General features: G+C 62.1%; 12 protein-coding genes. 1 reads left to right on the top strand and 11 read right to left on the bottom strand.

Annotation, left to right across the window (positions count from 1 at the left end):
* Positions 1–3 precede the first annotated feature (3 nt).
* The 7 genes from cysW to KY379_RS10055 all read right to left on the bottom strand — a co-directional run bounded on the left by cysW (position 4) and on the right by KY379_RS10055 (position 8,416).
* Entirely contained in the window at positions 4–876 is an 873-nt protein-coding gene (cysW, locus tag KY379_RS10025; protein ID WP_196171310.1) for a sulfate ABC transporter permease subunit CysW, read from the bottom strand.
* A gap of 11 nt (positions 877–887) precedes the next feature.
* Positions 888–1,706, bottom strand: coding sequence for a sulfate ABC transporter permease subunit CysT (gene cysT, locus KY379_RS10030; protein WP_261239145.1), 819 nt, complete (start codon positions 1,704–1,706; stop codon positions 888–890).
* Positions 1,707–1,790: 84 nt separating this feature from the next.
* Complete coding sequence (locus KY379_RS10035) at positions 1,791–2,798, bottom strand: sulfate ABC transporter substrate-binding protein (protein WP_261239146.1); 1,008 nt, start codon at positions 2,796–2,798, stop codon at positions 1,791–1,793.
* Positions 2,799–2,846: 48 nt separating this feature from the next.
* Entirely contained in the window at positions 2,847–3,029 is a 183-nt protein-coding gene (gene oscA, locus KY379_RS10040; protein ID WP_016489716.1) for a sulfur starvation response protein OscA, read from the bottom strand.
* 187 nt (positions 3,030–3,216) lie between these two features.
* Complete coding sequence (locus KY379_RS10045) at positions 3,217–6,270, bottom strand: efflux RND transporter permease subunit (RefSeq protein WP_133325230.1); 3,054 nt, start codon at positions 6,268–6,270, stop codon at positions 3,217–3,219.
* Positions 6,267–7,331 carry an efflux RND transporter periplasmic adaptor subunit gene (locus tag KY379_RS10050; RefSeq protein ID WP_196171309.1) on the bottom strand — a complete coding sequence of 355 codons (1,065 nt, stop codon included), beginning with the start codon at positions 7,329–7,331 and terminating at the stop codon, positions 6,267–6,269. Before KY379_RS10050 ends, KY379_RS10045 begins: the two co-directional genes overlap by 4 nt.
* Entirely contained in the window at positions 7,328–8,416 is a 1,089-nt protein-coding gene (locus KY379_RS10055; protein WP_261239151.1) for an efflux RND transporter periplasmic adaptor subunit, read from the bottom strand. The genes KY379_RS10050 and KY379_RS10055 overlap by 4 nt, the downstream gene beginning before the upstream one ends.
* A gap of 321 nt (positions 8,417–8,737) precedes the next feature.
* On the opposite strand from KY379_RS10055, the gene KY379_RS10060 reads away from it, so the two are divergent.
* Positions 8,738–9,193, top strand: a complete 456-nt coding sequence (locus tag KY379_RS10060; protein WP_261239152.1) for an REP-associated tyrosine transposase — start codon at positions 8,738–8,740, stop codon at positions 9,191–9,193.
* Positions 9,194–9,299: 106 nt separating this feature from the next.
* On the opposite strand, the gene KY379_RS10065 is transcribed toward KY379_RS10060, so the two are convergent.
* The 4 genes from KY379_RS10065 to KY379_RS10080 form a co-directional block, all read right to left on the bottom strand.
* Positions 9,300–10,193: an ABC transporter permease subunit gene (locus KY379_RS10065; protein WP_133325238.1), complete on the bottom strand. Its 894-nt coding sequence runs from the start codon at positions 10,191–10,193 to the stop codon at positions 9,300–9,302.
* Positions 10,190–11,110, bottom strand: coding sequence for an ABC transporter permease subunit (locus KY379_RS10070; RefSeq protein ID WP_133325240.1), 921 nt, complete (start codon positions 11,108–11,110; stop codon positions 10,190–10,192). The genes KY379_RS10065 and KY379_RS10070 overlap by 4 nt, the downstream gene beginning before the upstream one ends.
* Positions 11,107–12,249, bottom strand: a complete 1,143-nt coding sequence (gene potA / locus KY379_RS10075) for a polyamine ABC transporter ATP-binding protein (RefSeq protein ID WP_261239156.1) — start codon at positions 12,247–12,249, stop codon at positions 11,107–11,109. Before potA ends, KY379_RS10070 begins: the two co-directional genes overlap by 4 nt.
* Before the next feature lie 71 nt (positions 12,250–12,320).
* Positions 12,321–13,415 (bottom strand): polyamine ABC transporter substrate-binding protein, encoded by a 1,095-nt coding sequence (locus KY379_RS10080; protein ID WP_261239157.1) that lies wholly within the window; start codon positions 13,413–13,415, stop codon positions 12,321–12,323.
* Positions 13,416–13,505: the final 90 nt, after the last annotated feature.

Below are 13,505 nucleotides of genomic sequence, written 5' to 3' on the forward strand. Positions count from 1 at the left end.
GAATTATTCCTCCGCTGCGCTGTGGCGCAGGCGGTTAATACGGTTCTCGCTCCACTGCTTGAGCAGCAGGATGAAGAGCGCCAGGATCAGCAACAGGCTGGCCACACTGAAGGCCGCGACATGGTTGTACTCGTTGTAGAGGATCTCCACATGCAGCGGCAGGGTGTTGGTCACACCGCGGATGTGGCCCGAAACCACCGACACCGCGCCGAACTCACCCATGGCCCGCGCAGTGCACAGCACCACGCCGTAGATCAGGCCCCACTTGATGTTCGGCAGGGTCACATGCCAGAACATCTGCCAGCCATTGGCACCCAGCAGGCGAGCGGCCTCTTCCTCCTGGGTACCCTGCTCCTGCATCAGCGGGATCAGCTCGCGGGCCACGAAGGGCACGGTGACGAAGATGGTCGCCAGGACAATGCCGGGCAGGGCGAACACGATCTGTATGTCGCGGTCCTGCAACCAAGGCCCCAACAGGCCCTGGGCACCGAACATCAGCACATAGACCAGACCGGCGATCACCGGCGATACCGAGAACGGCAGGTCGATCAGCGTGACCAGCACACTCTTGCCTCGGAAGGTGTACTTGCTCACGCACCACGCCGCACTGACGCCGAATACCAGGTTCAGCGGCACCGAGATGACCACGGCGAGCAGGGTCAACCTGAGAGCGGCCAAGGCATCGGGCTCGAGAATGGCCTCGAAGAAGGTACCGAAACCGTTCTTCAACGCCTGCGACACCACGATCACCAGCGGCAGCAACAGGAACAGCGCGAACACCAGCCAGCCAAGGCCGATCAGGATCCGCCGCGACGTGGCGCTGCCGCGGCGGGCGGCATTGGCGGCGGCGCTTGCGCTCAGGGACGAACTGGACATGCCGGCCTCCTTCAAGGGGTTTCGATGCGGCGCTGCAGCAGGTTGATCAGCAGCAGCAGGATGAAGGAAACCACCAGCATCAGGACGCCGATGGCAGTGGCGCCGGTGTAGTCGTACTGGTCGAGCTTGACCATGATCAGCAGCGGCAGGATCTCGGTCTTCATCGGCATGTTGCCGGCGATGAAGATCACCGACCCGTACTCGCCGACACCCCGGGCGAAGGCCAAGGCGAAGCCGGTCAGCCAGGCTGGCAGCAATGCCGGCGCCAACACGTGGCGGAATACCTGCCAGGGTTTGGCGCCCAGACAGGCGGCGGCCTCTTCCACTTCACGCGGGATGTCCGCCAGCACCGGCTGCACCGTGCGGACCACGAACGGCAGGGTGACGAAGGTCAGCGCCAGGGTGATACCCAGCGGGGTATAGGCGATCTTGAAGCCCAGGTCGGTGGCGAACTGCCCGACCCAGCCAGCCGGCGCGTACAGGGCAGTCAGCGCGATACCGGCCACGGCCGTGGGCAAGGCAAACGGCAGGTCGATCATCGCATCGATGATCTTGCGCCCAGCAAAGGTGTAGCGCACCAGCACCCAAGCCAGCAGGGTGCCGATCACACCATTGATGAGGGCGGCAAACAGAGCGGTGCCGAAACTCAGCTTGAGCGCCGCGATTACACGCGGCGCACTGACGATGTTCCAGAACTGCTCCCAGGTCAGCTGGGCGGCATGCACGAACATGGCGGCCAGCGGTATCAGCACGATCAGGCTGAGGTACACCAAGGTGTAGCCCAGCGTCAGCCCGAAGCCGGGTATGACGGGGGAAATGCGACGTGACATAAGTATCCCTGGTTGAACGCACGAAGCCCGGAGGCAATCCCGGGCCGGTGCAGGCTTTCAAATCCTGGCGCTGCTTGGCAGCCCTTACTGTGCCTGATAGATCTGGTCGAACACACCACCATCATTGAAGAACTTGGGTTGCGCGGTTTTCCAGCCTCCGAAGTCCTTGTCGATGGTCACCAGGTCCAGTTTCGGGAATTGCTTGCCGAACTCGGCAGCGACCTTCTCGTCCCGTGGTCGATAGAAGTTCTCGGCAGCGATCTTCTGGCCAGCCGGGCTGTACAAATGATTGAGGTACTCGGTGGCGATCTCGGTGTTGCCCTTGCGCTCGGCGTTCTTGTCGACCACGGCCACTGGCGGCTCGGCGAGGATCGACAACGACGGTACGACGATGTCGAACTTGTCGGCGCCGCCCTCTTCCTTCAATGCCAGGAAGGCTTCGTTTTCCCAGGCCAGCAACACGTCGCCCTGGCCATTGTTGACGAAGGTGATGGTCGAGCCACGGGCGCCAGTGTCGAGCACCGGCACGTGCTTGAACAGTTCCTGCACGTATTCCTTGGCCTTGGCCTCACTGCCACCGGCTTTCAGGCCGTAGGCCCAGGCGGCGAGGAAGTTCCAGCGGGCACCACCGGAGGTCTTCGGGTTGGGAGTGATGACCGAAACGTCTTTCTTGATCAGGTCGCCCCAGTCCTTGATGCCCTTGGGGTTGCCTTTACGCACCAGGAACACGATGGTCGAGGTATAGGGCGTGCTCGCGTCCGGCAGCCGGGTCTGCCAATCCTGCGGCAGGGTCTTGCCGAGCTTGGCGATCTCGTCGATGTCGCCGGCCAGGGCCAAAGTCACCACGTCGGCCCGCAGGCCATCGATCACGGCACGCGCCTGCTTGCCGGAACCACCATGGGATTGCTGGATCTTGACCTTGTCGTCGGGATGAGACTGCTGCCAATGCTTGATGAACTCTGCGTTGTACTGCTGATACAGCTCACGGGTCGGATCATAGGACACGTTGAGCAGTTCGTAGTCCTTGGCGATGGCGGAACCGGCAAAAACAGCGCTGGCCAGGGCAGCGAGCGCATAACGGCGGATGGACATGGTGAAGCTCCCGATTGGCATTTTTCTAGTTTTGGAGGTGGCGCGAAATCAGCCGGACTTGTTGCCGGGCTGTTGCAGGCGGAACTTCTCCTTGCGCTCGATCTGAACCACCTGAGCGTTGTGCACGGTGATCTCCACCGCACCGAAACGCAGATCGCGCAGTGCGCTCTGGATCTCTCGCAGAATGGTGGCTTCGTCCTGGCCGTCGATGCTACGCAGCGATGCGCTCATGCTCGTTCTCCTGTGAATAAGGGGGCCGGGCAGAGGTTCGAAGGAGGATTTGCGCCTGGCTTGAGGGCGATAGTAGTGAGGCTGAGTTATTCTTAAAAATACTGATTAAGAATTTTTATATAACCAAAAATAAACCGGACTCTGTAGGAGCGGGTTTACCCGCTCCTACAGGGGATTGCGCCGGGCTTCAGCCCTGTTTTTGCGGCTCACGGATCTTGTACCAGGCCACATACAACGCCGGCAGGAACAACAGCGTCAGCAACGTGGCGACGATGATCCCGCCGATCATGGCGTAGGCCATCGGCCCCCAGAACACCTCCCTGGCAATCGGAATCATGCCCAGGCTCGCCGCTGCAGCCGTCAGCAGGATGGGACGGCGGCGGTGATTGGTGGCTTCGACAACGGCATCCCAGGGCGCCAGGCCCTGAGCCTCGAACTCGTCGATCTGGGTCACCAGGATCACCGAGTTTCGAATGATGATGCCTGCCAGCGCCAGGATCCCGAGGATCGCCACGAAGCCCATCGGCGTGCCCGTGGGCACCAGCGCCAGCACCACGCCGATCAGACCCAGCGGCGCCACGCTGATCACCAGGAACAGCTTCTGCACGCTGTGCAGCTGGATCATCAGGAACGTCGCCATGAGGAATAGCATCAGCGGGATGACCTTGCGGATCGGCCCCTGAGCCTTGGCGCTTTCCTCCACCGTACCGCCGGTGGCCACTTCGTATCCGGGCGGCAGTTCGCTTGCGAACTTGTCGATCTCCGGCTTGAGCTGGGCCACCAGGTCGGTGGGCTGGATATCGCCGGTCACCGACGACTTGATGGTGATGGTGGGCTTGCGATCACGCCGCCACACCAGCGGTTGCTCCAGTTCGTAGCGCACGGTGGCGAATGAAAGCAGCGGAATCGAGGTGCCGTTGGGGGTGAGGATCTGCAGGTTCTGCAAGGTATCGGGCGAGCCACGTTCGCTGTCCTCGGCGCGGGCGACCACGTCGATCAGGTAGATGTTGTCGTTGACCTGGGTGATCGGTACACCGCTGACGATGCTGTTCATCACATTGGCCACGTCCTCGGACGATAGCCCGAGCTGACGGGCCTTGTCCTGGGCGATCTCCACGCGCAGCACTTTTCCCGGCTCGTTCCAGTCGTAGATCATCTCGCCGATATGTTCGTTATGGTCGAGCAAGGTGGCCAGCTCGATGGCGTGCTTGCGCACCTGGTCGATGTCCTTGCCACTGACCCGGTACTGGATCGGCCGGCCAACCGGCGGTCCCATCTCCAGCGACTGGACATTGGTGCCGATGCCGACGAACTCCTCGCGCAGCAGCTTCTGCAGGCGCTCCATCATGCCCGCGCGCTCCTCCAAGCCCTTGCTGACGATGACCAACTGGGCGTAGTAAGGGTTTTGCAGTTGCTGATCCAGAGGCAGGTAGAAACGAATCGCGCCCTGTCCGATGTAGGTGCTCCAATGCAACATGTCCGGATCGTCCTTGATCCTGGCCTCCAGCCGATCGACCACCTTGCGGGTTTCCTCGATGGAAGCGTTCTGCGGCAGGTTGAGGTCGACCAGGATCTCCGGGCGGTCGGATGAGGGGAAGAACTGGTTCTGCACGAAGCGTTCGCAGAAAATCGCCAGCACGAACAGCAGCACCGTACCGATGATGGTCAACCAGCGATGGCGCATGCACCACAGCAGACCGTGCTCGAAGGCCCGGCCCACGCGCCCTGGCTCGGCCTCGTGAGACTTGATCTTGCTGGCGCTGAGGATGTGCACGCCAAGCACTGGGGCGAAGAACACGGCTACCACCCATGACACCAGCAAGGCCACGGCGATCACCGCGAACAACGTATAGGTATATTCGCCGGCCGAACTCGCGTTGAGCCCGATGGGCACGAAACCGGCCACGGTCACCAGGGTTCCGGTGAGCATGGGAAACGCCGTGGACGTGTAGGCGAAGGTCGCCGCCTGTTCTTTGCTCTCGCCCATTTCCAGGCGCGTGACCATGACCTCCACGGTGATCATCGCATCGTCCACCAGCAGGCCCAGAGCAATGATCAGCGCCCCCAGCGAGATCCGCTGCATAGTGATGCCGCTGTACTCCATGAACACGAACACCATGGCCAGCACCAATGGAATCGAGCAGGCCACCACCAGCCCGGCACGCATGCCCAGGCTGACGAAACTCACCGCCAACACGATCACCACCGCCTCGAACAACGCGCTGGTGAAACCGCCTACGGCTTGCTTGACCACCACGGCCTGGTCGGACACGGTGTGCACGCCCACGCCCACCGGCAAGTCCTCCACCACGCTGTCCATTTTCTTCTTCAGCGCGGCACCGAACACCTGGATATTACCGCCAGCCTTCATGCCAATGGCAAGTCCGATGGCGGGCTGGCCGTTGTAGCGGAACATCGGCGAGGGTGGGTCGACGTAGCCGCGTTCGATGTCGGCGATATCTGCCAGACGGAAGAAGCGGTCGTTGATCCTCAGGTTGACGTTCTGCAGGTCTTTTTCCGAGGCGAACTGACCGGTGGTACGCACCGAGATACGCTCCGGCCCGGCCTCGATCACCCCTGCCGGGGTCACCGCGTTCTGCGCCTGCAAGGCCTGCATCACCTGACGTTGATCGATGCCGAGGGCCGCCAGCTTGCGGGTCGAGAAGTTCAGATAGAGCACCTCGTCCTGGGTGCCGACCAGCTCTATCTTGCCGATGTTGGGCACATCGCGCACCTCCGCCCGAGCCTGCTCCACGTAGTCGCGCAACTGACGGAACGTCAGGCCGTCGGCGGTGAAGGCGTAGATCGAGCCGAACACGTCGCCGAACTCATCGTTGAAGCCTGGACCCTGGATGCCTTCGGGGAACTGCCCACGGATATCGTTGATCTTCTTGCGGACCTGATACCAGATCTGCGGGATGTCGGCGGCCTTGGTGGTGTCGCGCAGGTAGACGTAAACCGTGGACTCGCCAGGTCGGGTGTAGCTCTTGGTGTAGTCCAGCGAATCGAGCTCCTCGAGCTTCTTCTCGATGCGATCGGTGACCTGGTAGAGGGTTTCGTCCTGGGTCGCGCCCGGCCAGCGGGTCTGGATGACCATGGTCTTGATGGTGAAGGAAGGGTCTTCCTCGCGGCCCAGGTTGAAGTACGAAAAGATCCCCATCAACAGGCCGACGAACATCAGGTACCAGACGAAGGACTGGTGCTTGAGCGCCCAATCGGAGAGGTTGAAGCTTCCTTTCATTGTGCATCCTCTTCGAAGGCGACCTTCTGGCCAGGCTTGAGGCTGTTCACTCCGGCCGTCACCACTCGCTCCCCGGGTTGAACCCCAGCGTCGAGGATGAAGGTCTGATCGGTACGATCGATCACGGCGACATCGCGAGTGGTCACGGTCTTGCTGGCGGGGTCGATTACCCACACTTGCTGCTTGCCGTCGCGCTCGAGCAAGGCGCTGAGAGGCAGTTCGCTGCGCGGCGTGACCTGCGACGTGAGCGTCACGCTGATCGCGGTGCCGAGGTGGAAGGCCGCCGGGGTGCTGGCCAGGGTCAGCCGGGCCCGTCGGGTGCGGGTGGTGGCATCCGCCTGGGGCTCCAGTTCACGCAGGCTGGCGGTGGTGTTGATGCTTGGTTCCAGCTGCGAGGCGACGGTGAAAGTCAGCCCCTTGCTCAACTGCTCGGCGAGGCCGATGGGCAGATCGATCACCGCCTCTTTCACATCCGGGCGGGCCAGGGTGACCACTGCCTCGCCGGCGCTGACCGTCTGCCCGGCTTCGGCCCTCCAGTCGGTGATCACTGCGGCATGGTCGCTGCGCAAGGTGGTGTAGTCGAGCTGGTCGCGGGCCTGGCTGAGCGCCGAGCGAGCTTGCTCCAGCGACGCAGCGGTGGTCTTGAGGTTGGTCTGGGCGATGTCCAGTTGGGCCTGGGCGCCTACGCCCCGGTCGTAGAGCTGTTGCTGGCGGCGCGCATCGGCCTGGGCGTTGATCCATTGCGCCTGGACCCGCGCCAGGTCGCCTTCGGCAGCGCGCAACTGGTTCTGCTGATCGGTCGGGTCGAGGGTGGCCAGGGTATCCCCTGCCTTGACCTGGGCGCCGACATCCAGCCACCGCCGGGCGATGCGTCCGGACACGCGAAAGCCCAGGGTGCTCTCGAAACGGGCCTGGATGGTGCCGGCGAAACGGCCCAGTTGCGTCTGCACCTGGGGCTCGACCTTGATCGACAGCACCGGACGGATCGGCTCCGGCGCTTGCTCTTCGCTACCGCAGGCAGCCAGCAGGCTGGCGGCCAGCATCAACGGCAAATGCCTCATAGCTCACCTCCCGGGGCGTTGCCGTCGACTTTTTCCACCTGCATGCCCGGGTGCAGCAACTGGCCGCCGTTGACCACCACGGTCTCGCCGCTCTTGAGCCCGCTGGCGACGACGATCTTGCCCGTGAGGTAGCGGGTGACCTCGACCTTGCGCAGTTCGACCTTGTCGCCCTCCCCGACCACCCACACCGCCGGTTCATGCAAGGCCTTGGTCAGCGCCGACCAGGGCAGTTCGATGCTCGGCCGGCCCTGGGCGTTGGTGCTGGCAGTCACCGGCGCGCCCAGTTGCATCTGCGGTGGTACATCCTTGAGCGCCACCTTGACCTCGACCGTACCGCTCTGTGCCGATACGGTCGGGGTGACTTCACGGACATAGCCATGGGCCTTGACCTTGGGATCGTCGAGCAGGCTCACGATCACCCCGGCATCGCTGGGCGGCGCCACCAGCAGCGACTCGTAGACGTTGAACACGGCGTCGCGTTCGCCATCGCGGGCTAGGCTGAAGATCGGCATGGTCGCCTGCACCACTTGGCCGACCTCGGCCTGGCGTTCGGTGATCACCCCATCGGCTTCCGACACCAGTGCGGTGTAGCCCAGTTGCTCCTTGGCATTGGCCAGTTGCGCCTGGGCGGCCTTGAGCGCGCTCTGGTTGCTGCGCAACGAGGCTTCGGCTGCGTCGTACTCGCTCTGGCTGGTATAGCCCTTGGGCAGCAGTTTTTGCTGGCGGACGAAGGCGGCGCTGGTTTGGGTCACGCGGGCCTGGGCAGCGAACACCTCGGCCTTGGCCGAATCGACATTGTTCTGCAGGTCCTTGGGGTCGAGCCGCGCCAGCACCTGATTGGCCTTGACGTGGTCGCCGACATCGACGCTACGCGAAATGATCTTGCCGCCGACGAGGAACGACAAGTCGGTCTGTACGCGAGCCTGCACGTCACCGGTGAGCGTCACCCGCGCGGCGAAATCGGTGGGTTTGACTTGCAGCACTCCAACCCGGGGCAACACCTCGGGAGTCTCTTCCTTGCTACACCCGACGAGCACAGACAACAGCCCCAGGGCAACGACCAACAGCGGACGAGTCACCGTCATGCAGGCTCCTAGCTTGCGCACAAATGATTTGTGAGATGCGACTCTTAGCGTAGATCAGGGTTCGATAAACATCATTGCCGGGGCGCGAAGCAGTGGTGTGGCGCAGGCTAAGAATGGGTTGGCGCTGCCGGCCCCTTCGCGGGCAAGCCCGCTCCCACAGGTACCGCGCTGTCTCAAGGCCAGTGCAGCGCGTGTGGGAGCGGGCTTGCCCGCGAAGGGGCCCATGCCGCACTCCAGCCATATCCAGTAACCATCAGCCCCTGTAGTCCCTTGTCAGAAGCGCTAGTGTTCGCAAACCATTTGCTTTCAAGGACGAACGCGATGTCGCTAGCTGAATCCTACCTGCTACGCCAAGGTCGCTTTTCGGAGCCCGGCAGACTCTACCTACTCACGACCGTGACCCATCAGCGCGAGCCTCTGTTCCATGACTTGCACCATGCTCGTCTGGTCATCAATCAGCTACGCCTGTCCCATGAAACCCAGGATTGCCTGACGCTAGCATGGGTACTCATGCCCGACCATCTGCATTGGTTGATTGAGTTGAAGGAGGTGACTTTGGCTACCTTGATGCGCAGGTTCAAGTCTCGTACCGGCATCGCATTACGCCGGGCAGGTGTGAAGCACAATCCCATCTGGCAACCCGGCTACCAGGACCGCGCTCTGCGGCGCGAGGAGAGTATCCGGCACGTAGCCAGGTACATCGTTGCCGACCCATTGCGGGCTGGGCTCGTCAGAAGTGTCAGGGACTATCCACACTGGGATGCTGTATGGCTCTGAATCGGTGGTGGGGCCTTCGCGGGTGAACCCGCTCCCACAGGTACTGCGCAGGTCTTGAAAACTGCACATGACCCTGTAGGAGCGGGTTTACCCGCGAACAGGCCGATCAGGCCGAAGCTGCTGCCTGGACCGGGCGCTTGACCTGCGGCTGCGAAGCGTTGGCCGCAGCGCCCTCCTCGATGGCTTGCTGAATGGCTTTACGACGGCGTTCCTCGGCCTGGCGGCTGAAGTACCAGACCAGGAAGGTCACTATCGATACCGACAGCAGGATCAGACTGGCCACGGCGTTGATCTCCGGCTTCACGCCCAGGCGCACAGCCGAGAACACCTCCATCGGCAGCGTGGTCGAGCCCGGCCCGGACACGAAGCTTGCCAGTACCAGGTCGTCCAACGACAGGGCGAAGGACATCATCCCACCAGCCGCCAGGGACGGCGCGATCATCGGGATGGTGATCAGGAAGAATACCTTCCACGGCTTGGCACCCAGGTCCATGGCCGCTTCCTCGATCGACAGGTCCAACTCACGCAGGCGTGCCGATACCACCACCGCCACATAGGCCGCGCAGAACGTGGTGTGGGCGATCCAGATGGTGACGATGCCTCGCTCCTCGGGCCAGCCGATCATCTGCGCCATGGCCACGAACAGCAGCAACAGCGACAGGCCGGTGATCACCTCGGGCATCACCAGCGGCGCGGTGACCAAGCCACCGAACAGCGTGCGCCCCTTGAAGCGGGTGACCCTTGTCAGCACGAACGCCGCCAGGGTGCCCAACGCCACCGCAGCTACCGCGGTGTAGCAGGCGATTTCCAGCGAACGCATCACCGAACCCATCAGCTGGGTGTTGTCGAGCAGGCCGACGTACCACTTCACCGACCAGCCACCCCACACCGTCACAAGCTTCGAGGCGTTGAACGAATAGATCACCAGGATCAGCATCGGCAGGTAAATGAACAGCAAGCCGAGCACCAGCATCAGCTTGGAGAAACTGAAGCGCTTCATGCCCTGCCCTCCATCTCTTTGGCCTGGCTACGGTTGAACAGCAGGATCGGCACGATCAGGATCAACAGCATCACCACTGCCAAGGCCGAGGCCACCGGCCAGTCACGGTTATTGAAGAATTCCTGCCACAGCACTTTACCGATCATCAGGGTTTCCGGGCCGCCCAGCAGCTCAGGAATCACGAACTCGCCCACCACCGGGATGAACACCAGCATGCAGCCGGCGATGATGCCGTTCTTCGACAGCGGTACGGTGATTTTCCAGAAGCTGTTGAAGGTGCTCGAGCCCAGGTCGGACGCAGCCTCGAGCAAGCTCGGGTCGTGCTTAACCAGGTTGGCGAACAGCGGCAGGATCATGAACGGCAGGTACGAATAGACCACGCCGATGTACACCGCCAGGTTGGTGTTGAGGATCTGCAGCGGCTGGTCGATCAATCCGAGCCACATCAGGAAGCCGTTGAGCAAGCCGTTGTTGCTGAGAATACCCATCCAGGCATAGACGCGGATCAGGATCGCGGTCCAGGTCGGCATCATGATCAGCAACAGCAGGACCGTCTGGGTCTCCTTCTTGGCATTGGCGATGGCATAGGCCATCGGGTAGCCGATCAGCAGACACAGCAAGGTGCTGAAGAACGCCATCTTCAACGAACCGAGGTAGGCCGAGATGTACAGCTCATCGTCGGTCAGCAACCCGTAGTTGGCCAGGTTCAGCACCAACTGGACCTTGTCCTCGACGTAGCTGTAAATCTCGGTATATGGCGGGATGGCCACGTCGGCTTCGGCGAAGCTGATCTTCAGCACGATGAAGAACGGCAGCATGAAGAACAGGAACAGCCAGATGAACGGCACACCGATCACCAGGTGCCGCCCCTGCGGGGTAATGCGCTGGAAGGCTCGCTTGAGCTTGCGCAGTTTCATGACCGCAGTACCACGCCGCTGTCGTCTTCCCACCACACGTACACTTCATCGCCCCAGGTCGGGCGGGCGCCCTGGCGTTCGGCGTTGGCGACGAAGGATTGGACGATCTTGCCGCTCGGCAGCTCGACGTAGAACACCGAGTGGCCACCCAGGTAGGCGATGTCGTGAACCTTGCCGCGCGACCAGTTGTACTCGAAGTCCGGTTGCTGGGTGGTCACCAGCATCTTCTCCGGGCGCAGTGCATAGGTGATGTGCTTGTCCTCGACCGAGGTCGAGACGCCGTGACCGACGTAGATCTTACGCTCGAGCTCGGGCGAGGCGATGATCGCGTGCCCCTCGGCATCGTCGATGACTTCGGCCTCGAACAGGTTGACGTTGCCGATGAACTCGCACACCAGGCGGCTGGTGGGGGTCTCGTAGATGTCCACCGGCGAGCCGATCTGGGCAATCCAGCCCAGGTGCATGATGGCGATGCGCTGGGCCATGGTCATGGCCTCTTCCTGGTCGTGGGTCACCATCACACAGGTCACGCCAACGCGCTCGATGATCTCCACCAACTCCAGTTGCATCTGCGAGCGCAGCTTCTTGTCCAGCGCGCCCATCGGCTCATCGAGCAGCAGCAACTTGGGCCGCTTGGCCAGCGAGCGCGCCAGGGCCACCCGCTGGCGCTGGCCACCGGACAGCTGGTGCGGCTTGCGCTTGGCATACTGGGTCATGTGCACCAGCTTGAGCATCTCGGCGACGCGCGCGTCGATCTCGGCCTTGGGCATCCTGTCCTGCTGCAGGCCGAAGGCGATGTTCTGCGCCACGGTCATGTGCGGGAACAGCGCGTAGGACTGGAACATCATGTTGATCGGCCGCTCGTAGGGCGGCATGTCGGTGATGTCCACGCCATCGAGGAAAATACGCCCCTCGGTCGGGCGCTCGAAGCCGGCCAGCATGCGCAGCAGCGTCGACTTACCGGAACCGGACCCGCCCAGCAGGGCGAAGATTTCACCCTTGCGGATTTCCAGGGAAACATCGTCCACGGCGACCGTTTCGTCGAATTTTTTCGTGACCCGATCGATCTTGACCAGCACCTGCTTGGGTTGCTGGTCACCCTCGAGGGCTTTCTTATAGGCACCGGAGGCAACTGCCATGAGTGAAACTCCCAACAAGATTTGTGTGCCCGCGCCTGTTTCGCAAGGCAGGCGGCGGGCCTGGATAGTTGTTACTTGCCCGACTTGATTCGGGTCCAGCTACGGGTCATCAGACGTTGCACCTTGGGGGGCAACTCAGCATTGACGAACATCCTGTCCAGCACTTCCTTCGCTGGATAGACCGCAGGGTCGGTTCTCACATCCTGATCCATCAGGTCGCCAGCCTTGGGGTTGGGGTTGGCATAACCGACATAGTCGCTGACCTGGGCGATCACCTCAGGTTTGAGCAGGTAGTCGATCAGTGCATGGGCTTCCTTGACGTTCTTGGCATCCTTGGGGATCGCCAGTACGTCGAACCAGAGGTTGCCGCCTTCCTTGGGAATCGCGTAGGCCAGGTTCACGCCCTTGTTCGCCTCTTCAGCGCGGGACTTGGCCTGGAACACATCGCCGGAGAAACCTGCCGCGACGCAGATATCGCCGTTGGCCAGGTCGGAGATGTACTTGGATGAGTGGAAGTAGGTCACGTAGGGACGGACCGCCAGCAGCTTCTTCTCAGCCTTCTTGTAGTCCTTGGGATCGCGGCTGTTGGGATCCAGACCCATGTACTGCAGCACCGCGGGAAGCATTTCATCGGCCGAGTCGAGGAAGGCCACGCCACAGGTGGACAGCTTCTTCATGTTCTCAGGCTCGAACAGCACCGCCCAGGAGTCGATGTGATCGACGCCCAGCACGGCCTTGACCTTGTCGACGTTGTAACCGATGCCGTTGGTGCCCCACAGATAGGGAACGGCATACTGGTTGCCCGGATCGTTCTTCTCGAGGCGCTTCATCAACGCCGGATCCAGGTTGGAATAATTGGGCAGCAGGTTCTTGTCGAGCTTCTGGAACGCGCCCGCCTTGATCTGCTTGCCGAGGAAATGGTTGGACGGCACGACCACGTCGTAGCCGGTGTTGCCGGCCAGCAGTTTGCCTTCGAGCGTCTCGTTGGAGTCGAACACATCCTGCACGGGCGTGATGCCAGTGGCCTTCTGGAAGTCTTCGAGGGTGTTCGGCCCAATGTAGTCGGACCAATTGTACAGGTGCACCGTAGGCGCCGCTTGGACGCTGCATGCCAGCGTCAGGCCCGCTCCAGCCATCAAGGCCTTGCGAAATACAGAAATAGACAAGTGGGTGGTCCTCACAATCAGTGCCTTCGGTGGCGGCATGTTTACAGGCCTGGGCGCGACCGCTCACGCAAAACCGGCGCGCAACTTACC

Source organism: Pseudomonas sp. HD6422 (genome assembly GCF_025377065.1).
GTDB lineage: Bacteria > Pseudomonadota > Gammaproteobacteria > Pseudomonadales > Pseudomonadaceae > Aquipseudomonas > Aquipseudomonas putida_U.

What these genes read in the sequence shown, in the direction of transcription:
- cysW (WP_196171310.1), bottom strand. Translation starts at nt 876, where the DNA reads ATGTCCAGTTCGTCCCTGAGCGCAAGCGCCGCCGCCAATGCCGCCCGC.
- cysT (WP_261239145.1), bottom strand. Translation starts at nt 1,706, where the DNA reads ATGTCACGTCGCATTTCCCCCGTCATACCCGGCTTCGGGCTGACGCTG.
- KY379_RS10035 (WP_261239146.1), bottom strand. Translation starts at nt 2,798, where the DNA reads ATGTCCATCCGCCGTTATGCGCTCGCTGCCCTGGCCAGCGCTGTTTTT.
- oscA (WP_016489716.1), bottom strand. Translation starts at nt 3,029, where the DNA reads ATGAGCGCATCGCTGCGTAGCATCGACGGCCAGGACGAAGCCACCATT.
- KY379_RS10045 (WP_133325230.1), bottom strand. Translation starts at nt 6,270, where the DNA reads ATGAAAGGAAGCTTCAACCTCTCCGATTGGGCGCTCAAGCACCAGTCC.
- KY379_RS10050 (WP_196171309.1), bottom strand. Translation starts at nt 7,331, where the DNA reads ATGAGGCATTTGCCGTTGATGCTGGCCGCCAGCCTGCTGGCTGCCTGC.
- KY379_RS10055 (WP_261239151.1), bottom strand. Translation starts at nt 8,416, where the DNA reads ATGACGGTGACTCGTCCGCTGTTGGTCGTTGCCCTGGGGCTGTTGTCT.
- KY379_RS10060 (WP_261239152.1), top strand. Translation starts at nt 8,738, where the DNA reads ATGTCGCTAGCTGAATCCTACCTGCTACGCCAAGGTCGCTTTTCGGAG.
- KY379_RS10065 (WP_133325238.1), bottom strand. Translation starts at nt 10,193, where the DNA reads ATGAAGCGCTTCAGTTTCTCCAAGCTGATGCTGGTGCTCGGCTTGCTG.
- KY379_RS10070 (WP_133325240.1), bottom strand. Translation starts at nt 11,110, where the DNA reads ATGAAACTGCGCAAGCTCAAGCGAGCCTTCCAGCGCATTACCCCGCAG.
- potA (WP_261239156.1), bottom strand. Translation starts at nt 12,249, where the DNA reads ATGGCAGTTGCCTCCGGTGCCTATAAGAAAGCCCTCGAGGGTGACCAG.